Origin of the sequence: Pedococcus ginsenosidimutans, assembly GCF_039544395.1 — a bacterium.
Lineage (GTDB): Bacteria > Actinomycetota > Actinomycetes > Actinomycetales > Dermatophilaceae > Pedococcus > Pedococcus ginsenosidimutans.
Genome location: NZ_BAABLO010000001.1, coordinates 616,732 through 637,050, shown reverse-complemented (window position 1 = coordinate 637,050; position 20,319 = coordinate 616,732). Strand labels below are relative to the sequence as shown.

Genomic DNA, 20,319 nt, shown 5'->3' with positions numbered 1-20,319 from the left:
TCTCCCACGACCACGGTCCCGGATCTGCCGCGTCCAGAGTGGCGGTGCGGCGCGGGGCGGGCATCGGTGAAACCACGGATATTGCTTGGAGGCCCTCGGTAGCCTGAGGTGGTGCTGACACCGTGCGTCGGGCGGGATGAAGCCCTCGATCGCCTGCGGCTGCTGCTGTCCGGCCACCGGTGGGTGACGCTGACCGGGGCCCCGGGGTGCGGCAAGACGCTCGTCGCCCGCCACGCCGCCGCGTCCGCGACGAGCTCCGCCTGGGTCACCGGGCACGGCCACTCGACGCGGGAGTCGCTCGTGACCGCCTGCCTCGACGCCCTCGGCGCGGAGGTCGCGCCGGGCGACTCACCGGTCGCCGCGCTGAAGCGCGAGCTCGACGGGCGCGAGCTGCTGCTCGTCCTGGACGGCGTCGACTCGATCGATGGTCTCGGTGAGGTCCTCGACGACCTGGTCGACGAGGCTGCGGCCTTCCAGCTGCTGTGCACGGCCACGACCGTCGCCGGCCGGCCCCACGAGCAGGTCCTCAGGCTCCAGCCGCTCCCGCTGCCGGCCGCTTCCGAGCCGCTCGAGGGTGTGGCGGTGGAGCTCCTGCTCTCCCGGGTCGCGTCGGCCGGCGGGCACATCCTGGACGTCGTCCAGCACGAGCGGACCCTGCGCCGCCTGCTGCGGGCCAGCGGCGGGTTGCCCTCCCTCATCGAGCAGCTCGCCGTGCAGATCGCCCTCATCGGCGTCACCGACGTGACGCCCGCCGGCACGATGGCGGAGGCGGTGCGGGGCTCCTACGACCTCCTCGACGAGGACCAGCAGCGCTGCTTCCGCCGCCTGGCGGTCGTGGGCCGCCCGGTGAGCCTCGACGTCCTGGCCGATGTCTGCGAGGTGGCCAGGCCCCAGGCCGTGCAGCTCGCCTCCGCCCTCGCCAGGCGCAGCCTCGTGGAGGTCCACCCCGACGGCCGGTTCGACATGCTGCCTCCCCTGCGGGAGGTGGGCCGGTCCCTGGCCGCAGGCACTCCGGACGAGGCCGAGGCGATGGCCGGCCTGCTGCGCTGGGCCGACCGGTCGGTCCCGGCCGAGTACAACACCGGTGCGGCCGACGCCCCCTGGCTCGCGGAGATCCCCCTCCTCGACGCGGCGGTGCGGCACGCGGTGGCCCGCGACGACACGCGCGACCACGGCTACGAGCTCGCCAACCGCGCGTTCTCCTCCCTCTACACCGCCATGCGGGCCCGTGAGGCGGTCGAGCTCCTCGAGGCCGTGCTCGACAGCGGCGACGGCCCGCCGGTCGTGGGGTCACAGCTCGCCCGTCGCGCCGGCATCTGTGCCTCGGAGGTCCGCGGCACCTACGAGGGCCTGCGCCTGCTTCACCGCGCCGAGCAGCACGCTGCGGCCCTCGACCCCGGCCGCCGTGACCTCGAGCTCGCCCGCAACGCCGCGATCCGGGCCGAGATGCACCTTGACGCGGGCAACCTCGCCGAGGCGCGCGCCGACGCCGAGCGCACGCTGCGGCTGGGCCGGCACGACCCGTACGTCATGCGCCAGGTGCGCCGCACCCTCATGGACGTCTGCGTCTCCAGCGGCGAGCTCGACGAGGCGGAGGACCTCGGGGCGGTCGTGGTGGACGCACCACCGGCCGACGAGATGTGGATCGCGCTGTCCGCCAGGACCCTTCAGGCCGAGATCGCCTGGGAGCGTGGACAGCTCGTGGAGGCCGAGTCGCTCGCCGTCTTCGCCCGCGCCCAGGCGCAGGAGCTCCACGAGGACCGGATCGCCCTGCTGGCCGACACGGTGCTGCGCCGGGTCACGGGGCGACCGGGCCTTCCCGTCGAGCCTGAGACCCTGCCGTGGGCCGTACGGGTCGTGGTGCAGCTGCAGGAGGCCCGAGAGCTGCTCGCGGCCGGCGAGGCGTCCCGCGCCGCCGGTCGCGCCGCCGACGCCGTCGTGCTCGCCGACAGCTCACGGCTGGGCCGGGACGGCGTCCACGGCCGGCTCCTCGTGGCCGATGCCCTCATGGCCCTGGGGGACCCGACCCAGGCGCGGCCCTCGTACCTGTCCGCAATGCGTCGTGCCGTCGAGGTGCCGATGCCGCTGCGCGCTGCCGACGCGCTCGACGGCCTGGCCGTCGGCAGCGAGCCGGGGAGCGCGGCGTACCGGCAGCTCGCCGGCGCGGCCGCAGCCCTCCGGTCGCCGCGTCGCGCGGTGGGCCACGCCCGGCCCGGTGTGCCCGAGGTGGTCGGTTCGGCCAGGGAGTGCCCTCCCGGCTGGGTCGTGGGTGGCCGGCTGACCCCGGCAGGCGTCGCCGGTGCCGGGACGCTCGTGGCGGGCACCACCGAGCCCGGGGTCCCCTCGCCGCTCGCCGTCCTGACCCGGGCGGAACGCGCCGTGGCCGAGTTGGTGTCGGAGGGGCTGACCAGCAGGCAGATCGCCGAGCAGCTGTTCGTCTCGCCGCGGACCGTCGACGCGCACCTGTCCCACATCTTCCGCAAGCTCGAGATCAGCTCGCGCGCCAAGCTGGCCGCCCTCATGGCCGAGGTGGCGTGAGGCAACCGGATCCCGGCCCGCACCGAACCACCGCCGTGCCCGACCTCACCTACCGACTCGTCATCCGCGCCTGCCACGTGCTGTTCCGTGTGCTCGGGCTGCGCATCGGCGTCGTGGGCGCGGAGCGACTCCCCCGGACCGGCCCCGTCGTCGTGGCGGCCAACCACAGCAGCTTCCTGGACTTCATGGTCGTCGGCCTGGTCGCGACCCTGCGCGGGCGACTGGTGCGGTTCATGGCCAAGCAGTCGGTGTTCGACGCCCCGGTCTCCGGCCAGCTCATGCGCGGCATGCACCACATCCCCGTCGACCGGGCGCACGGGGAGACCGCCGCGCGCACCGCGTACCGGGCACTGCGCGCCGGCGAGGTGGTGGGCATCTACCCCGAGGCCACCATCGGCAGGGCCTTCGTCGTCAAGGACCGGGCGGACCTCAAGCGCGGCGCTGCCTTCCTCGCCTTGCGGACCGGGGCACCGATCCTCCCGGTCGCGCACTGGGGCGTGCACCGGGTCCTCACCGTCGGCGGCCGGTTCAGCCTGCGACGCGGCACCGCGGTCTCGGTGCTCGTCGGCGAGCCCCTCGTCCCGCTGCCGGGCGAGGACGCCGACGGCCTGACCGACCGGTTGCACACCGTCCTGGCGGCGATGGTCGACCAGCTCCTCGACGACTACCCGCAGCTACCGGCCGAGCCGCGTAGGGCGTGGTGGTGGCCGGCCGCGCGGGGAGGTGCGGCGCCGGAGACGCAGGAGGCGCGCCTCCTCGACGAGGAAGCGCGCCTCCGGGCGGACGCGGGCCGACGCGGCCGCTGAGGTCAGGCGACTGGGGCGGGCTCCGGGTCGGGCGTGGGCTCGCTGGCCTCGGCCTCGGTGGAGGCGTCGCCGCCTCCGCGCCTCACCGCGGCGAGGAGCATCTGGGCGACGTCGACGACCTCGACGTCCTCGGCCTTGCCCTCGGACTGGGCGGCGGTGAGGCCGTCGGACATCATCACGCGGCAGAACGGGCAGCCGATGGCGATCCGCTCGGCGCCGGTGGCGATGGCCTCCTCGGTGCGGTTGGTGTTGATCCGCGTCCCGAGCTTCTCCTCCATCCACATGCGGGCGCCGCCGGCGCCGCAGCAGAACGACTTCTCCTTCGTGCGCTCCATCTCCTTGAGCTCGACACCCGGCAGGGCGCCGATGAGCTCGCGCGGCGGGGCGTAGACGCCGTTGTGCCGGCCGAGGTAGCAGGGGTCGTGGTAGGTCACCGTCTCCGCGGTGGAGGCGACGTCCTTGGTGGAGGACTTGCCGGGGGCCTCGGCCGGGCGGGCCACGGGGACGAGCTTCTTCTCGCGCACGAGGCGGTTGAGCAGCTGGGTGTGGTGGACCACCTCGTACTTGCCGCCGAGCTGCGGGTACTCGTTCTTGATGGTGTTGAAGCAGTGCGCGCAGGTCACGACGATCTTGGTGGCGCCGACCTCGTTGAGCGTCTCGACGTTCTGCTGGGCGAGCATCTGGAAGAGGAACTCGTTGCCGGCCCGTCGCGCGGAGTCACCGGTGCAGGACTCGCCGTCACCGAGGATCGCGAAGGTGACGCCGGCCTGGTCGAGCAGCTCGGCCACGGCGCGCGTCGTCTTCTTGGCGCGGTCCTCGTAGGCGCCGGCACAGCCGACCCAGAAGAGGTAGTCGACGTCGTCGGCGGACTCGACGTCCTGACCGAGGATCTTGACCTCGAACGGCAGGTCCTTGGCCCAGTCGAGGCGGGCGCGGGCCGCCATGCCCCACGGGTTGCCCTTGTTCTCGAGGTTCTTGAACAGGCCGCCGAGCTCGTTCGGGAAGGCCGACTCGATGAGGTTCTGGTAGCGACGCATGTCGACGATCGCGTCGACGTGCTCGATGTCGACGGGGCACTGCTCGACGCAGGCGCCACAGGTGGTGCACGACCACAGGACGTCCTGGTCGATGACCGCGTCGGGTCCGTGGGGGTTGTAGGCGCCGAGCGGGTTGGTGATGTCGTACCCGGTGTCGCCGATGAGGGGCACCTCGGCGAGCTTCGCCGCGGACTCGCCGAGGCCTTCGCGCTCGTCCTCGGCGGCGAGCAGCCACGGCGCCTTGGCGTGCGCGTGGTCGCGCAGCGCCATCACGAGCATCTTCGGCGACAGCGGCTTGTCGGTGTTCCACGCCGGGCACTGGGACTGGCAGCGGCCGCACTCGGTGCAGGTCGTGAAGTCCAGCAGGCCCTTCCAGGTGAAGTCCTCGACCTTGCCGACGCCGAGCGCGGCGTCCTCGTCGAGCTCCTCGATGTTCTCGAAGTCGACCGGCTCCCCGTTGACGAGCAGCGGCTGGAGCTCACCGAGCGAGGTGCGGCCGTCGGCGTGCCGCTTGAGGAAGATGTTGAAGAACGCGAGGAACCGGTGCCACGCGACGCCCATGGTCGGCTGCAGCGAGATGGTGATCATCCACGCGAACGAGATGAGGATCTTGACCGCGGCGATGACGACGATGAGGTTCTTGACCGCGTCGGTGCTCAGGCCGGTGAAGGCGTTGCCGATCCAGCCGGTGAGCGGGAAGTGCAGCGCGGTGTCCTGGCCGGCGCCGAGCTGGCGGGCGAGGGTCCACTCCAGGGCGCGCAGCAGGCCGATGCAGATGGTGACGCCGAGGATGGTGAGCTCGACGTAGTAGGCCTGCCAGAACGTCGACCCGTAGAACCGGCTGCGGCGCCCACCCTCGCCGGCGGCGCTGCGCGGGTGGTTCTTCTGGCGGATCGCCATGAGCAGCACGATGCCGATGAAGCCGCCGAACGCGAACACGTCGGTGACCCACTCGTAGAGGAAGAAGTGCCCGATGAGCGGGAGCGCGAACTCCGGGTCGGCGAGCTGCCCGAACGCGTTGACCAGCGTGAAGAAGAGCACCCCGAAGCTGATCATCGTGAACCAGTGGGCCACCGCCACGACGGGCAGCCGCGACATCCTGGTGTGGCCGAGGAACTCGCGCAGCAGCGTGACCGTGCGCGCCCCCTTGTCGTCGGTGCGCCCCGGTGCGGGCTGGCCGAGGCGGAACACGATGAGGAAGTGACGGATCACGCGGGCGAACAGGGCGATGGCCACGAGTGTGACCACGCCGCAGACCACGAGCGCGACGACCTGGAGGGCAGACATGGCGGTCATGCTACCCGTGGGTAAGCGTCCGCTTACCTCGATGTGACCCGGCTCAACCGCGTGGCGCCGCAGCCGACCGCGCCCCGGCGGGGACGGGTACGGCGCTGCCCGCCCCGAGCGCGGCGGCGAGCCGGTCCCGGGCGCGTTGGATCCGCTTTCGCGTGGCCGCCCCGCCGGCCCCCACCACGGCGGCGACCTGGTCGCTCGTCAGGCCCTCCCAGTAGGTGAGGAGCAGGACCTCGCGGTCGTCCTCGCCGAGCGTGGCCAGGGCCCCGCGGACGTCGTCCACCTGGTCGTCCCCGCCGGCCCCCTCCCGTGCCGGCGGGGACGCCAGGAGCTCGTCGCGCAGCCGGTCGGTGGCTGCGAGCCGGCGCCCTGCCGAGCGCCGGTGGTTGGCCAGGGTCCGCCGCGCGATCGCGAGCATCCAGGCCAGGGCCTCGCCCTCGGTGTCGGGGGCGTGGTGCACCTTGCGCCACGTCGTGGTGAGGACCTCCTGGTAGACGTCGGCCGCGTCCTCGCGGGGCGTGGTCCGGCGGGCCAGGTAGGCCAGGACCCGCGGGCCGCAGCTGGTCGCCAGCTCCTCGAAGCGACGTTCCGCCGGCGTCATCGCTTGCACCCCACGAACTTGGGGTCCTTGCTGACCCGCAGGAAGGTGTCCGGGTCCCAGGTCCCGACCGACCCCTCCTGCGGGCTGAGGCGCCGGGCCTCGGAGTCGAGGTCGACCATGGCCGCCCGCGCCGTCGACGCTGCGGACCGGTCGTGGTCCTCGTCGGCCCGCACGAGCGCGCAGCCCCAGTCGCTGCTGGCCGACGACAACATCCCGACCCGCAGGCTCGTCTCCTGGACGGTGCCGGTCATCCCGGGGGAGCACGTGCCGTCCGAGGTGTACTGGCGCGCCTGCTGCTGGGCGTAGTCGGCCCACCGGTGGCCGGGCGGCGCGGGGACGTCGGTCGGCGCGAGGGTGGCGACGTAGGCGGCGAAGTCCTTGGCGCAGGCGTTGATGTACTCCGAACCGTCCACGAGGCCGGGCGCGTTCGCCGGGTTGCCGTAGGTGCCGGTCTGGGCGAGGAAGTGCTGCGCGGCGAAGGCGCCGGTTGGCACCAGGACGATCGCCGCCGCGGTGACGGCCGTGGCGACCTTGTGGCGCCGACGCAGGCCACGGATCCGGCCCTGCAGCCCGCGGTCGGCCGCCACGACCTCCCGGGCCAGGGTGGCGGACAGGGCGGTCGTCGCGGCGTGGTCGGGCGCCGGTGGGGCGCTCGCGGTGAGCAGCGTCCCCAGCTCGTCGTGGTCGTTCATCGGTCCGTCCCCCTCCTGCTCGGCACCCCGGTGGTGCCGTCATGGGGGAAATGTCCGCGCACCGCAGGAGTGTGACATCCGGACACTCATTGCACGCGACATAACGATCTGTTGGAATATTCATAACGAGTCCTTCGCTGACACCGAGGACTGGTCCATCCATGCTCACGACCGCGCTCGACGGGCCCGACCAAAGCTCGACCAGGCTCGACCGGGCCCGCGGCGACACGAAGGAAGTAGAGGCGCATGCCGATCCACGACGACGTGACCCAGCTCATCGGCAACACCCCGCTGGTGCGCATCAACCGCATCATCACCAGCGATGCCACGGTCGCTGCGAAGCTCGAGTTCTACAACCCGGCGTCCTCGGTGAAGGACCGCATCGGCGTCTCGATCGTCGACGCTGCAGAGGCGTCCGGCCAGCTGAAGCCCGGCGGCACGATCGTCGAGGCCACCTCCGGCAACACCGGTATCGCGCTCGCGATGGTCGGTGCCGCGCGCGGCTACAAGGTCGTGCTCACCATGCCCGAGACCATGTCCAAGGAGCGGCGCGCGCTGCTGCGGGCCTACGGTGCCGAGCTCGTCCTCACCGAGGGCGCCCTCGGCATGAAGGGCGCCGTGGCGAAGTCGGAGGAGATCGCCGCCGAGCGCGGCGGCGTCCTGGCGCGGCAGTTCGCCAACGAGGCCAACCCCGAGATCCACCGCCGGACCACCGCCGAGGAGATCTGGAAGGACACCGACGGCGAGGTCGACATCGTCGTCGCCGGCATCGGCACCGGTGGCACCATCACCGGCGTCGGCCAGGTGCTCAAGTCGCGCAAGCCCGGCGTCCAGATGATCGCCGTCGAGCCGGAGGAGTCGCCGATCCTCAACGGCGGACAGCCCGGTCCCCACAAGATCCAGGGCCTCGGCGCCAACTTCGTGCCCGAGATCCTCGACCGCGACATCTACGACGAGGTCATCGACATCAACGCCGAGACCTCGGTGGAGTGGGCGCGCCGTGCGGCCAAGGAGGAGGGCCTGCTCGTCGGGATCTCGTCCGGCGCCGCGCTCGCCGCTGCCGACCAGGTCGCCCGCCGCCCCGAGAACGCCGGCAAGACGATCGTGGTCATCATCCCGTCCTTCGGTGAGCGCTACCTGTCCACCATCCTCTTCTCCGACCTCCTCGACTGACCGGCGGCGCGACCCCGGTGACCCTCGCCCTGTACGCGCGTCGCGCGCGAAGCCGCATCGTCGACGACCTCGACGCGGCCATCGCGCGCGACCCCGCGGCGTCCTCGCGCCTCGACCTCGCACTCAACTCGCCCGGGCTGCACGCGATCTGGGTCTACCGCGCGGCGCACCGCCTGTGGCTGCGCGGGGGCGCGGCGAAGCTGGTGGCACGGGTCCTGATGACGGTGGCGCGGTCGGTCACCGGCGTGGAGATCCACCCCGGTGCCACCATCGGCCGGCGCTTCTTCATCGACCACGGCATGGGCGTCGTCATCGGCGAGACCGCGGAGGTGGGCGACGACGTCATGCTGTACCACGGGGTTACCCTCGGCGGTCGCTCGCTGCAGAAGGTCAAGCGCCACCCGACGGTGGGGTCGCGCGTGACGATCGGTGCCGGGGCGCGGATCCTCGGGCCGGTGCACATCGGCGACGACGTGCAGGTCGGGGCCAACTCGGTGGTCGTCAAGGACGTCCCGGCCGGGGCGGTGGCGACCGGTATCCCCGCGGTCGTGCGGTTCCCCGAGGGCCGCGAGGACCCCTACGAGGCGATGTTCAAGGACCCCGCCCTCTGGATCTGAGGTCGGCGACGGCTCCAGCCCACCGTGGTCAGCCCGCGGTGGGCGGCACCCCGGGGCCGGTACCCGGCGCGGCCCAGTCGGTGCCGTAGACGTTGAACGCGCGGGCGCCCGGGTGGGCGGACACCGTCTGCGCAAGGGCGGCAGCCGCCCCGTGCCCGGCAGCCAGCAGCCGGTGGAAGTCGACCATCGCGTCCGCCGCGACCTCGTCGGGCACCGGCGCGACGGCGGCGACCACGCTGCGTACCCCCAGGGCGAGCAGCGCCGAGGTGAGCCCCAGCGGTTCGTCCCCGGGTCGCAGGTCCGCCTGGCCCACGTCGCACGCCGACAGCACCACGAGCCGGGAGGCGACCGGGCGCGGCAGCTCGTGGGCGAACAACGGCCCGTCCGCGAGCAGCAGCGAGGAGAAGTACGGGTTCTGCCGCTCGTGGGTCCCGTGCGCGGCCACGTGCACCAGGGTGTCGTGGCGCAGCGCCCTGCGCAGGCGGGGACCGTCGTCCGGCGCGGGGTGGCCGACGGCCGCGCCCCACACACCGGCCACGGCGTCCGCCTCGTGGCGTGCGCGTCGCAGGTCCGGGCCGGCCAGGGCCGACACGGACAGCGGACCCGCGGCAGCCACCTCGGGGTAGGCCCAGCGCGTCATGGACGTCGCCACCGTCACCGGGCGTCCCGCGAGCGAGGGCAGCGCGCCCCAGGGGACGCTGGCGAGGGAGCGGCTCGGGCACACGACGACCCCGGGCCGCTCCGTGCCCAGGTCGGTGCCCCCGAACAGCGCGCGGTCGAGCTGGGCCAGAGAGCTGTCCACCGCGCGCCCCACCGCCCGGGCCATGACCGGGTCGGCGGCGGCATGGGCCTGCGCCCTGAGGTCGCGCAGGAGGCGCTCGGCGAGTGCCTCGATGTCGGCGAGCGTCCCGAGGTGTCGCAGCGTGGTCCCCGCGGGTCCGGCGTGCAGGAGGTACTGGGCCCGGTCGTGGTCGAACAGGACCAGGGCCTGCTCCTGGCGCCCGTCGAGGACCGCGCGGGTCCGGGCCAGCGTGGCCGCGCCTTCCACCCCCGATCCGTCGTCGTGCTCGGTCGTCGACCAGTCCTGCTGGGCGACCTGCCACTCCAGGCGCGCCACCCGGGCCCGCAGTCGCGCCTCGTCCTCCGGCGGTGTGCCGTCGGACAACCGGCGCCGGGCCAGTCGCAGCTCGGCGAGGAGCTCGGCGCCGGCCCGGCCCTCACGCCCGGACAGGGGTGGCAGCCGGTGCGAGACCGCGCGCCACCGCTCCACGCTGTCGAACACGCGCCTCGGTGAACCGCTGCGCAGGGCATCGGCGAGGTCCCACTCGGCGAGGCGCCGGCCGTGGACGGCCAGGGCAGACCTCACCTCGAGGCTCTGGGTCGGCGCCTGCCGCCGGGTGAGGCGACGCAGCGCCGTGTGCACCTCCCGGCGCGCACGCCGCGAGTCCCCTTGCGCCGCAGCCACCCTGGCGAGCAGCAGCCGGTCGTGCATGTCGCCGGCGACTCCCTGCCGAGCTCGTCCGCGCAGGCGCTGCGCCGCTGCTGCCGCGGCGTCGACGTCGCCCCGCAGCAGCAGCGCCTCCACGCGCAGGCGCGCCGCCAGCCGCTCGTCGGGGGTGACCGGCGCGGGATCGGCGCCGGTCCCGTGGGCCGACGGCACGAAGGGGGCGAGGACGTCGTCGAGGTCGCGGGGTACGCGTCCCTGGGTCACGTCCACGGAGGCGCGCAGCAGGGCCGTGCTCTGCTGGCGGCCCACGGCTCCGCGCGACCTGAAGACCCGGATGGCCGACCCCAGCTCACGTCGGGCGCGGGCGATGTCGCGTTCCAGCACGGCGACCGCGGCCAGGTCGAGCCGGATGTCGGCCTGCTCGAGGTGCAACCCCTCGGCCCGCGCACTGCCGAGGGCGTCGACGAGGGTCTCCCGGGCCTGGTCGCGCAGACCGGCCTCGAGCAGCACCGCGGCGAGGTCCTGCTTGGCCCGGGCGCGGGCCACCGGCGCGTCGACCTCGTCAGCCGCCCGCATGAGCGCGATGGCCTCGGGGAGGTGGCCGGCGTAGAACTCCAGACAGCCGAGGTTGTGACGGGCCTTGAACTCCTGCGCGGGGAGGTCGTGCTCGAGGCTGAGGGCCAGCGCACGCTCCAGCTCGGCGCGTGCGGGAGCGAGCTGCAGCAGGGAGAGGTGCGAGAGCCCGCCGTTGAGCAGGGCGGCCACCTGCTCGCGCTCGGTCAGCAGGTCGAAGGCGGGTCCGACCTCCTCCAGGGCCGCCACCGCCTCGCGCCACTCCGCGCAGTACACGTGGAGCATCGCCTGCTGCACGCGGGTGAGGGCGATGATCCGCGGCGAGTCGGTGAGCTCGCGTGCCTCGTCGAGGAGGGCCAGGGCCCGGCCCCGGTCGTACAGGGCGAGCGTGGTCCAGGCGAGGGTGATGAGCACGCGGGCCCGCGCCACCGCGCGCTCGTCCTCGGGCAGCCCGGCGCTGCGCCGCAGCGCCAGGCGCAGGGCCCGCTCCGCGTCCCTGAACCGCTCGACGGAGTTGAGGTGGCGGGCCCGGGAGAGCAGCTCCCCGACCTGCTGGTCCGCGACCTCGATGGTGTCCCCTAGATCTCGATGGCGGGGGTGATGACGGGCCGGCTGTCGGGCAGGTCGAGGCGGCGCAGGAGCAGGTGGACCAGCCCACGCTCGACCTGCGAGAACCGGAACCTGCCGTCGGCGTCGGTCTCCGTGGTCTGCGTGCGGGAGCGCTCCCGCAGCTCGACCCCGGTGGGGCCGTCGGCGCTGACCCACCCGCTGATGCGGGCCCGGCCGCCGTCGACGAGCTCGATGGTGATCATGGCGCTGAGGTGGGCGCTGGAGAACGTCACCGTCTGGGCGCGGTCGTAGGTCGTCGTCCGCACGCCGGCCGCCTCGACGCCGGCCGCCGTGATCTGCGCGACCTCCGCCTCGAGGGCGGCCACCGTCATGGCGAACTTCGACCGCTCGGCCAGTCCCGGCGGGACGGGGTCACTGGCCGCGAAGATCGCCCGCAGGGTGCCGAGCGCCAGCAGGTCCTCGGCGTCCAGGGGCTCCGCGGCGAGGCGGTCGAGGTCCTCGCTCACGACGCCACGTCCCAGGACGGGTCGGCGCCGAGCGCCAGACGGAGCTTGGCCAGGCAGCGGCCGCGGGTGGGGCCGATGCTGCCGACCGGCATACCGAGCGCCTCGGCCACGTGCGCGTAGTCGGGGCGCTCGGCGAAGGCCACGACGCGCAGCAGCTGCTGGCAGCGGTCGGACAGTGTCGAGAAGTGTTTCCACAGCACGACCTGCTCCTGGCCGCGCACGAGCACCTGCTCGGGTTCGGCCGACTGCGTGGGCGCCCCGGCGTCCTCGCCGAGCTCCTCGCGCACGTCCTCGCGGCGCGACCGCTTGGCCGTGGCCCACGCCTCCCGCCGCGTCGTGGTGAGGAGCCACTTGAGCACGGCCTGCGGGTCGTGGATCGACGGGGCGTGCTGCACCAGCGTGAGCCACGTGGTCTGCACGACGTCCTCGGCCTGCGCCGGGTCGAGACCCTGTCCCCGGGCCGTGTGCCAGAGCAGGGTCGTCGTGGTGTCGACGAGGTCGGACATCGCCTGCGCGTCGCCGTCGCGGTACGCCGCGAACGCGCGCGCCGCTCGTTCGGCCAGGCTCCCCGTGGTGCCGTCCGTGTACATCAGTGTTCCCCCTTGACCGCGGCGGACACGGCCGTGTCGGCGAGCTTCACGCGGGTCGCCACGTCCGCGTGGGGTCTGGCGTGGCGGAACAGCCACCTGGCGACGTCGCCGGCGAGGGCGGGTGCCGCGAACGACGTGCCACTCCACTGGCCGAAGCCACCGGAGTAGTCGTCGAGGTCGATGGAGCCGCGGGTCGGGTTCTTCGACCCGGGCAGGTTGAGGACGCTGCGGATGCTGCCGTCGAACGTGGTCGGCATGGTGCTCACCACTGCGGTCCCGCAGCGGTAGGCCTTCACCCAGGCGCCGGTGTTGGAGTAGACCGAGACCGTCCGGCCCCCGGGGTTGAGGCCGCCGGGGTTGTGTGCGCCGACGCTGACCAGCGGCACGTCGAACCCGGTGCCGACGGCGAACGCGGCAGGGAGGAACTCGACGTCGCTGGCGCCGTTGCCGGCGGCCGCGACGACGGCGACGCCGGTGGAGGAGAGGGCCTTCAGGGCTGTCACGAGGGCGCCCTCGTCGTCGAACGCGCCGGCCGTCTCGTGGTAGTAGCCGAGCGACAGCGACAGCACGTCGACCAGCGGGCCCCAGCGTTCGGGGTCGCGCAGCGCAAGCAGCTGGCGGGCGTACAGCAGCTGCAGGGCGTCGACGACGACGGACTCGTCGGCCACCCCGTCGCCGTACATGACCGGCACCGCCATGAGGGTCGCCTCGGGGCAGTGCTGCCGCACGACCCCGGCGATGAACGTCCCGTGGCCGGCGAGCCGGTCCAGGACGCCGTTGACGCGGTCGACCGTGACGCCGGTGTTTTCCGGGTCGTCCTCGGGGGAGAACACGAGGCCGATTGGCTCGCCGTCGACCTCCACGTCGCGGATGACGCCGCGCTCGAACCACTCGTGCTTGCCGATCCCGGTGTCCAGCAGGGCCACGACCGGGCCATCGGGCATCTCGGCCGGGCAGGGGTCGGGGGCCGCCCAGGTGACCGGGGAGCGGCCGGACGGGCCGCCGCCCGGCAGGCCCGCGAGCCCGACGCCCTCGCCGTACCCGACTCCCTCGCCGTAGCCGACCCCTTCGCCGTACCCCACGCCCTCGCCGTAGCCGACCCCTTCGCCGTACCCGACGCCCTCGCCGTACCCGGTGCCGACCATGACGTGGCACAGCTCGACGGCGCGCGCTGCCCCGGGGTCGGCGGCGCGCAGGTCCTGCAGGATCTTCCACGCGTCCGGTGGCTTGACGGCGACGCCGCCCAGTGGCGCGATGACGACGCTGGTCGTCCCGACGCGGTCGAGCTCCTCGGTGAGCTCCAGGCGCGCGAACAGGTCGCCGAGCCCGTTCTCCCGGCGCTCCTCGACGCTGTAACGGCCCTGCAGCAGCTCACGCAGCGCGGCGATCGGACCCTCGGCGCGGCCCTGGACGAGGCCGCGGACGAGGAGGCAGTCGCCGACGTACGCCGTGGGGCTGGGCGCCGGCTCGTCGCCGAGGCGCTGGCTCGTGGCCGGGTCGAGTGCCCGCACCCCGAGCCGCCGCACGGCGCTGCCGGGCACACCCACGCGAGGGATGCGCTTGCCCGGTCCTCGGCCGGAGGTGGGGGCAGTCCTTGCCATGAGCTCTCCTGTGGGCGGAAGCCGGTGCGAACGCAACCGGTGCGCCGCTGGTCAGCGTAGTGAGACGAACACGTCGCTGACAGGAGAACGGGAGGTTCGCGCTGATACCTCACAGGGCGCAGCGGCCGGTCGGACCCCGTTCGCGCGGCGAGTTCAGGTGCGCTCCCCTTGTTGGTGGCCGGAAAGTTCGGCGAGGGGTGTATCAGGCCGGGTGGGCGCCGCTCCTTGGTGGTGTCGGGCTCGCTCAAGGGGATCGGGCCCGGTGCCACGAAAGGACCCTCATGCCACCCAGGTCTGGTGAGTGCCGATGGCGGCGGACCTGGGCGGCAGAGGTCAGCTGGCCCGGGGGGAGCCAGCGAGTGGTCCGGACGCGACAGGGGTTTCGCGGTCGGGCTGCCCTCCGGGGCGCGTCGTCGGGAGGCGTCGGTACGGGGCGGTGCTGGTCGGGGGTCGCCGGCACCCGCCCGGGCCGGCCCGCCCGGCGGCGTCCCTAGGGGACGGCGTCCCGAGGGGCGTGGCTGCGCGTGGGGGTGCGCGCGAAGGAGCCCGCGGCGCTGCACACACATCCGGTGTGCGGCGCCGCGGGCTCCTGTCGAGTGCCGTGCGATGGTCGGGCGTCAGGGGAGCTTGTCGCCCCCGGGCCCGAAACCGGTGGTGTCGGCGTGCAGCTTGCCGTCGCTGCCCCGGTGGATCGTGTCGGGGAGGTCCTCGCCGGTGATGCGCTCCCTGGCGCTCGACCCCGCGCTGAGCGCGGTGGAGCCGGCGCTCTTGGCGACGTCACCGAGCTTGGCCGCCACGACCGGGGCCTGCTCCTTGACCGCGTCCCTGACGGTGTCGACGCGAGCCTGGACCGGGTCGCTGGACCAGAGCTGGTTGGCCCGTCCACGGATCTGCTCGTAGCGCTTCTGCCCGGCCTTGGCGCCGAGGACGTAACCGGCGGCGACGCCGGCGATGAAGGTCAGCTTGCCCATGGTGAATCCTTTGTTCGAGTGGTCTCGACCCTAACAAAACCGCTGCTCAGGGGCTTGTCGAGCGGTCCTTACCGGCGAACCGGCGGCGCAGCGAGAGCGGGAAGACCACCCACGCCCCGAGGAAGACGGCGACCCCGCAGACCGCCACGACGACGCCGACGGCCTCGGTGAAGACGAGGGAGAAGGTGAACGCCATGACGCTGACGACGGCCCCGGCGAGGACGACGAGCCCGGAGATCGCGAGGTGGTGGGCGATGTGGACGAGGGTCTCCTTGCGCCGCTGACGGAACAGCCACCGGTGCATCGCCACCGGGGTGATGAGCAGGCAGGTGGCCAGGATGCTGGCGCTGATCGCGGCGACGTAGGCCGCGCGCTCGAACGTGCTGATGCCGTGGAACGCCGGCTGGATGGGGAGTGTGAGGAGGAACCCGGTGAGGATCTGCACGCCGGTCTGCGACACCCGGAACTCCTGGAGCAGCTCGTCCCAGTTGCGGTCGAGCCGCTGGGCCTCGGTCTCGCCCTCGCGTTGGTAGGCGTCCACGACGTGACGATACCGTGGGGCCCGGGCTCGCCACCGTCGTGCGGCGGCCCGTGGAGGGCTCGCATAGTGGCCTAGTGCGGCGGTCTTGAAAACCGCTATGGCGGCAACGTCATCGTGGGTTCGAATCCCACGCCCTCCGCTGAGGCCCCGAGGGTGCGGAGCCCCTCGGAGGGGGTCGCGGGTCAGCCCGCGAGACGACTGGACGAAAGCGGTGCGTCGGCTACGCCCATTGCGTGATCCTTGGTCCGAGACGGTGTGGTTACCTTCGACTGGGGCCACTGACGTCCGCCTTCGGGCGGCGGGCCGGAGGCCGGGCAACCCTGCAGCCCGGCCTTCGCGCCGTCCCGGCCCGGTTCGCACGCCGTCGCTCCCGGAGCAGCCCGGGAACAGGCCGGGAGCTGGCCGGGAGCTGGCCGGGAGCAGGCTCAGCGGGCGCGACCGCTCCAGCCGTTCGCCTGCGCCGCGTCGGCGAGCGCGTCGACCAGGGGTTCGAGGTCCCCGGTGGCGAGCCCGACGGTCACCCGCACGTGCCCGCCCTCCGCGCCCGGCGGCCCGAGGCGGAACGGGGCTCCCGGGGCCACCCCGATGCCCTGGCTGGCAAGGCGGACGACCGCGGCGGTCTCGTCGTGCACGGGCACCCAGATGTTGATGCCCTCGCTGCCCCCCACCTCCACCCCACGCGTCCGCAACCCGTCGACGACGGCCGCACGGCGCGCGGCATACGTCGTGGCAGCGGTGCGCACCTGCGCGGTGGCGGTGGCGTCGGTGAGCAGGCCGAGGAGCACCTGCTGGAGGAGGCGGCTGGACCAGCCCTGGCCGAGCTGGCGTCGGGCGGCCACCGCGCCGAGGACCTGGCTGGGCCCGCTCAGGGCGGCGAGGCGCAGGTCGGGACCGTGCGACTTGGAGAACGACCGGATGTGGATGGTGCGCTCCGGGATCCAGCGCCCGAGGCTCGCGAGCGCGGCGGACGACAACCCGGCCGCGGAGTCGTCCTCGACGACCAGGGCGTCCGTCCCCTCGAGGACGTCGGCCAGCTCCTTCGCCCGCGCCCCGGTCATGGTGACGCCGGTGGGGTTCTGCGCCCGCGGCTGGAGGAAGACGGCGGCGACCGGCTCCGCCAGGGCAGTACGGAGCCCGTCGACGGAGAGGCCGTGCTCGTCCAGGCCCACCCCCACGAGCTGGGCGCCCACGGACTCGAGCAGGTCCACCAGGGGCGGGAACGCCGGGTCCTCGACGACGACGCGGTCGCCGAAGCGCAGCTGGGTGCGCACGAGCAGGTCCATCGCGTCCATGGCGCCGTCGACGACGGCGACCTCCTCGACCCGGAAGGGCCAGTCGCGCCGCAGCTCCTCGGCGAGGGCGGGCAGCACCGGGTCGTCGAGGTAGCTGCCGGTGCGCGGCGCCGGGGTCAGTGCCGCCAGTGTGGGGCCGAGGTCGGGCAGCAGGGCGGCGTCGGGCACGCCCGTCGACAGGTCGAGGGTGAACGTCGAGGGGCGTTCGAGTGCCCTGCGGTAGCGGGTGGTGCCGCCGCCGTGCGGGTCGAGGACCATCGTGCCGCGACGCCCGTCGGTGGCGACGGTGCCCGACCGTGCCAGCAGCGCCCAGGCCGCGCTCACGGTCGTGGGTGAAAGGGCGAGCTGCGCGGCCACGGTGCGGATCGGGGGGAGCCGGTCGCCGGGGACGAGGTGTCCGTCGCGGATCGCGGCCGACACGGCGTGCGCGAGCCCCTTGGCGGTGGGGCTGTCCAGGCGCTCCTCGAGCACCGTCAACGACGAGGTGTCCGGAGGCGCGACCATGGATTGCACCATAACAAAGATCGTATTGTGCTACCAGTAGGTGGGTCGTACTGTGTGGAGCATGACGACGCGCATCTCGCACTGGATCGACGGCAAGCCCACCCCGGGTACCTCCGGGCGCTCGGCGCCCGTGCACAACCCGGCGACCGGGGCGGTCACCGGCGAGGTCGACCTCGCCTCCGTCGAGGAGCTCGACGTCGCGGTCCGCAGTGCCGCCGCTGCCGCTGTCGAGTGGCGGCGCGCCTCGCTCTCGCGGCGCAGCGCCGTCCTCTTCGCCTTCCGCGAGCTGCTGCACCAGCGCACGCCCGAGCTCGCCGCGGTCATCACCGCCGAGCACGGCAAGGTGCTGTCCGACGCGGCGGGCGAGATCGCGCGCGGCCTGGAGAACGTCGAGTTCGCCACCAGTGTCCCCAACCTGCTCAAGGGCGGCTTCAGCGAGCAGGCCGCCACCGGCGTCGACGTCTACAACATCCGCCAGCCGCTGGGCGTCGTCGCCGGCGTCACGCCGTTCAACTTCCCGGCGATGGTGCCGCTGTGGATGTGCGCCAACGCCATCGCCTGCGGCAACGCGTTCATCCTCAAGCCCTCGGAGAAGGACCCGTCCGCAGCGCTCTTCCTGGCGCAGCTGTGGAAGGAGGCGGGGCTGCCGGACGGCGTCTTCACGGTCGTGCACGGCGACAAGGTCGCCGTCGACGCGATCCTCGACCACCCCGGTATCGCCGCGGTGAGCTTCGTCGGCTCCACCCCGATCGCGAGGTACATCTACGAGCGCGGCACCGCGCAGGGCAAGCGGGTCCAGGCCCTCGGTGGCGCCAAGAACCACGCCCTCGTGCTCCCCGACGCGGACGTGGACATGGCCGCGGACGCCGTCGTCTCCGCGGCCTACGGCTCCGCGGGCGAGCGCTGCATGGCGCTGTCGGTCGCCGTGGCCGTCGGCGACGTGGCCCAGCCGCTGGTCGACGCGATCGCGGCCCGCCTGCCCAAGCTCACCGTCGGTCCGGGCACCGACCCCGACACCGACATGGGCCCGCTCATCTCCGCCGAGCACCGCGACAAGGTCGCCGGCTACGTCGGGGCGGGTCAGGAAGCCGGGGCCACGGTCGTCGTCGACGGCCGCGAGGGCGACCTCCCGGCCGACGGGTTCTTCCTCGGCACCACCCTGCTGGACCACGTGACCCCCGAGATGACGGTCTACACCGACGAGATCTTCGGCCCGGTGCTGTCCGTCGTCCGTGTCGACAGCTACGAGGAGGGTCTGGAGCTCATCAACTCCAACCAGTACGCCAACGGCACCGCGATCTTCACCCGTGACGGTGGGGCGGCCCGCGCGTTCCAGTTCGACGTCGAGGTCGGCATGGTCGGCATCAACGTCCCCATCCCGGTCCCGGTCGCCTACTACTCCTTCGGCGGATGGAAGGACTCGCTCTTCGGCGACACGCACATGTACGGCCCCGAGGGCATCAGCTTCTACACGCGCGGCAAGGTCGTGACGCAGCGCTGGCCCGACCCCGCGACGTCGAGCGTCGACCTCGGCTTCCCCCAGACCCGCTGACACCCGCGCTCCCGAGAGGCCACGCATGACCGACACCACCGTCCAGCAGGGCGTGCTCGACGCCGTCACCGGCGCCACCGAGGAGCAGGTCCGCCGTGACGACCGCGGCCACGTGTTCCACTCGTGGTCGGCGCAGGGGCTCATCGACCCGCTGCCGATCGCGTCGGCGCAGGGCTCCCACTTCACCGACTACAGCGGCAAGCGCTACCTCGACTTCTCCAGCCAGCTCGTCAACGTCAACATCGGCTACCAGCACCCCAAGCTGGTCGCGGCGATCCAGGAGCAGGCCGCTCGCCTCACGACGATCAGCCCGGCGTTCGCCAACGACGCGCGGTCCGAGGCGGCCCGGCTGATCACCGAGCTCGCCCCCGGCGACCTCGAGCGCGTGTTCTTCACCAACGGCGGTGCCGAGGCCAACGAGAACGCCCTGCGGATGGCGCGCCTGCACACCGGGCGGCACAAGGTGCTCGCGGCCTACCGCAGCTACCACGGTGCCACCGCCGGTTCCATCGCCATGACCGGTGACCCGCGCCGGTGGGCCTCCGAGCCGGGTATGCCGGGTGTGGTCCGGTACTGGGGCCCGTACCTCTACCGCTCCGCCTTCCACGCGACCACCGAGCAGGAGGAGTCGGAGCGCGCGCTGCAGCACCTGCGCGACATCCTCGTGGTCGAGGGCGCGCACACCGTCGCCGCGATCATCCTCGAGTCGGTCGTCGGCACCAACGGCATCCTGGTGCCCCCGCCGGGCTACCTGCAGGGCGTGCGCGACCTGTGCGACGAGTTCGGGATCGTCATGATCGCCGACGAGGTGATGTCCGGGTTCGCGCGCTGCGGCGAGTGGTTCGCGGTCGACCACTGGGGAGTGGCGCCCGACCTGATCACCTTCGCCAAGGGGGTCAACAGCGGCTACGTCCCGCTGGGCGGCGTCATCATCTCCGAGCGCGTCGCGAGGTCGTTCGACACCAAGCCGTTCCCGGGCGGCCTGACCTACTCCGGGCACCCGCTCGCCTGCGCCTCGGCGGTCGCCTCCATCAACATCTTCAAGGAGGAGGGCATCGTCGAGCACGCCCGAGACCTGGGCGCGGACGTCATCGGCCCCGGCCTGCGTGAGCTGGCCGAGCGGCACCCGAGCGTGGGCGAGGTCCGGGGCCTCGGGACGTTCTGGGCCCTGGAGCTCGTCCGCGACCGCGAGACCCGCGAGCCGCTGGTGCCGTTCAACGCCGGGGGTGCCGACGCCGCCCCGATGAACGAGTTCGCCGCTGCCTGCAAGGAGCGAGGGTTGTGGCCGTTCACCCACTTCAACCGGACCCACGTCGTGCCGCCGTGCACGACCACGGCCGACGAGGTGCGTGAGGGCCTGGCGATCCTCGACGAGGCGCTCGAGGTGGCCGACCGCCACTGCACCGGCAGCTGAC

General features: G+C 73.2%; 16 protein-coding genes and 1 tRNA gene. 7 read left to right on the top strand and 10 right to left on the bottom strand.

All coding sequences use genetic code 11. The features are described from left to right. Nucleotides 1-111: 111 nt before the first annotated feature. Nucleotides 112-2,538, top strand: coding sequence for a helix-turn-helix transcriptional regulator (locus tag ABEA42_RS03140; protein WP_345501108.1), 2,427 nt, complete (start codon nucleotides 112-114; stop codon nucleotides 2,536-2,538). A 35-nt stretch (nucleotides 2,539-2,573) separates the two neighbouring features. After that, the gene (locus ABEA42_RS03135; protein WP_345501107.1) at nucleotides 2,574-3,344 is read left to right on the top strand and encodes a lysophospholipid acyltransferase family protein; all 771 of its coding nucleotides are present in this window, start codon (nucleotides 2,574-2,576) and stop codon (nucleotides 3,342-3,344) included. A gap of 2 nt (nucleotides 3,345-3,346) precedes the next feature. On the opposite strand, the gene ABEA42_RS03130 is transcribed toward ABEA42_RS03135, so the two are convergent. From ABEA42_RS03130 to ABEA42_RS03120, 3 genes are read right to left on the bottom strand one after another with little or no spacing between them, the layout of a single operon-like run. Continuing rightward, on the bottom strand, nucleotides 3,347-5,668 hold the full coding sequence (locus tag ABEA42_RS03130; RefSeq protein ID WP_345501105.1) for a (Fe-S)-binding protein: 2,322 nt from the start codon (nucleotides 5,666-5,668) through the stop codon (nucleotides 3,347-3,349). 52 nt (nucleotides 5,669-5,720) lie between these two features. After that, entirely contained in the window at nucleotides 5,721-6,275 is a 555-nt protein-coding gene (locus ABEA42_RS03125; protein WP_345501103.1) for an RNA polymerase sigma factor, read from the bottom strand. Beyond that, nucleotides 6,272-6,967, bottom strand: coding sequence for a hypothetical protein (locus ABEA42_RS03120; RefSeq protein ID WP_345501102.1), 696 nt, complete (start codon nucleotides 6,965-6,967; stop codon nucleotides 6,272-6,274). The genes ABEA42_RS03125 and ABEA42_RS03120 overlap by 4 nt, the downstream gene beginning before the upstream one ends. A gap of 246 nt (nucleotides 6,968-7,213) precedes the next feature. Here ABEA42_RS03120 and cysK point away from each other — a divergent pair, with 246 nt between their 5' ends. Further along, nucleotides 7,214-8,140, top strand: coding sequence for a cysteine synthase A (cysK, locus tag ABEA42_RS03115; RefSeq protein ID WP_345501100.1), 927 nt, complete (start codon nucleotides 7,214-7,216; stop codon nucleotides 8,138-8,140). A 17-nt stretch (nucleotides 8,141-8,157) separates the two neighbouring features. Then, nucleotides 8,158-8,757: a serine O-acetyltransferase gene (gene cysE / locus ABEA42_RS03110; protein WP_345501098.1), complete on the top strand. Its 600-nt coding sequence runs from the start codon at nucleotides 8,158-8,160 to the stop codon at nucleotides 8,755-8,757. Nucleotides 8,758-8,785: 28 nt separating this feature from the next. Here the strand turns inward: cysE and ABEA42_RS03105 are convergent, their stop codons facing one another. The 6 genes from ABEA42_RS03105 to ABEA42_RS03080 form a co-directional block, all read right to left on the bottom strand. Beyond that, complete coding sequence (locus ABEA42_RS03105; protein WP_345501097.1) at nucleotides 8,786-11,206, bottom strand: CHAT domain-containing protein; 2,421 nt, start codon at nucleotides 11,204-11,206, stop codon at nucleotides 8,786-8,788. A gap of 149 nt (nucleotides 11,207-11,355) precedes the next feature. Then, nucleotides 11,356-11,853 (bottom strand): carboxypeptidase regulatory-like domain-containing protein, encoded by a 498-nt coding sequence (locus ABEA42_RS03100; protein ID WP_345501096.1) that lies wholly within the window; start codon nucleotides 11,851-11,853, stop codon nucleotides 11,356-11,358. After that, nucleotides 11,850-12,443, bottom strand: a complete 594-nt coding sequence (locus ABEA42_RS03095; RefSeq protein WP_345501095.1) for an RNA polymerase sigma factor — start codon at nucleotides 12,441-12,443, stop codon at nucleotides 11,850-11,852. The genes ABEA42_RS03100 and ABEA42_RS03095 overlap by 4 nt, the downstream gene beginning before the upstream one ends. Next, nucleotides 12,443-14,044, bottom strand: coding sequence for a S8/S53 family peptidase (locus tag ABEA42_RS03090; RefSeq protein ID WP_345501094.1), 1,602 nt, complete (start codon nucleotides 14,042-14,044; stop codon nucleotides 12,443-12,445). Before ABEA42_RS03090 ends, ABEA42_RS03095 begins: the two co-directional genes overlap by 1 nt. Before the next feature lie 617 nt (nucleotides 14,045-14,661). Then, on the bottom strand, nucleotides 14,662-15,015 hold the full coding sequence (locus tag ABEA42_RS03085) for a hypothetical protein (RefSeq protein WP_345501092.1): 354 nt from the start codon (nucleotides 15,013-15,015) through the stop codon (nucleotides 14,662-14,664). 46 nt (nucleotides 15,016-15,061) lie between these two features. Continuing rightward, on the bottom strand, nucleotides 15,062-15,556 hold the full coding sequence (locus ABEA42_RS03080) for a DUF6328 family protein (RefSeq protein WP_345501090.1): 495 nt from the start codon (nucleotides 15,554-15,556) through the stop codon (nucleotides 15,062-15,064). Nucleotides 15,557-15,608: 52 nt separating this feature from the next. Here ABEA42_RS03080 and ABEA42_RS03075 point away from each other — a divergent pair. Further along, nucleotides 15,609-15,695 (top strand) — tRNA-Ser (locus ABEA42_RS03075). A 286-nt stretch (nucleotides 15,696-15,981) separates the two neighbouring features. On the opposite strand, the gene ABEA42_RS03070 is transcribed toward ABEA42_RS03075, so the two are convergent. Then, nucleotides 15,982-17,352 (bottom strand): aminotransferase-like domain-containing protein, encoded by a 1,371-nt coding sequence (locus tag ABEA42_RS03070; protein WP_345501089.1) that lies wholly within the window; start codon nucleotides 17,350-17,352, stop codon nucleotides 15,982-15,984. Nucleotides 17,353-17,413: 61 nt separating this feature from the next. On the opposite strand from ABEA42_RS03070, the gene ABEA42_RS03065 reads away from it, so the two are divergent. Further along, nucleotides 17,414-18,904 carry a CoA-acylating methylmalonate-semialdehyde dehydrogenase gene (locus ABEA42_RS03065; protein ID WP_345501087.1) on the top strand — a complete coding sequence of 497 codons (1,491 nt, stop codon included), beginning with the start codon at nucleotides 17,414-17,416 and terminating at the stop codon, nucleotides 18,902-18,904. Nucleotides 18,905-18,929: 25 nt separating this feature from the next. After that, nucleotides 18,930-20,318, top strand: coding sequence for an aspartate aminotransferase family protein (locus ABEA42_RS03060; RefSeq protein WP_345501086.1), 1,389 nt, complete (start codon nucleotides 18,930-18,932; stop codon nucleotides 20,316-20,318). Nucleotide 20,319 lies beyond the last annotated feature (1 nt).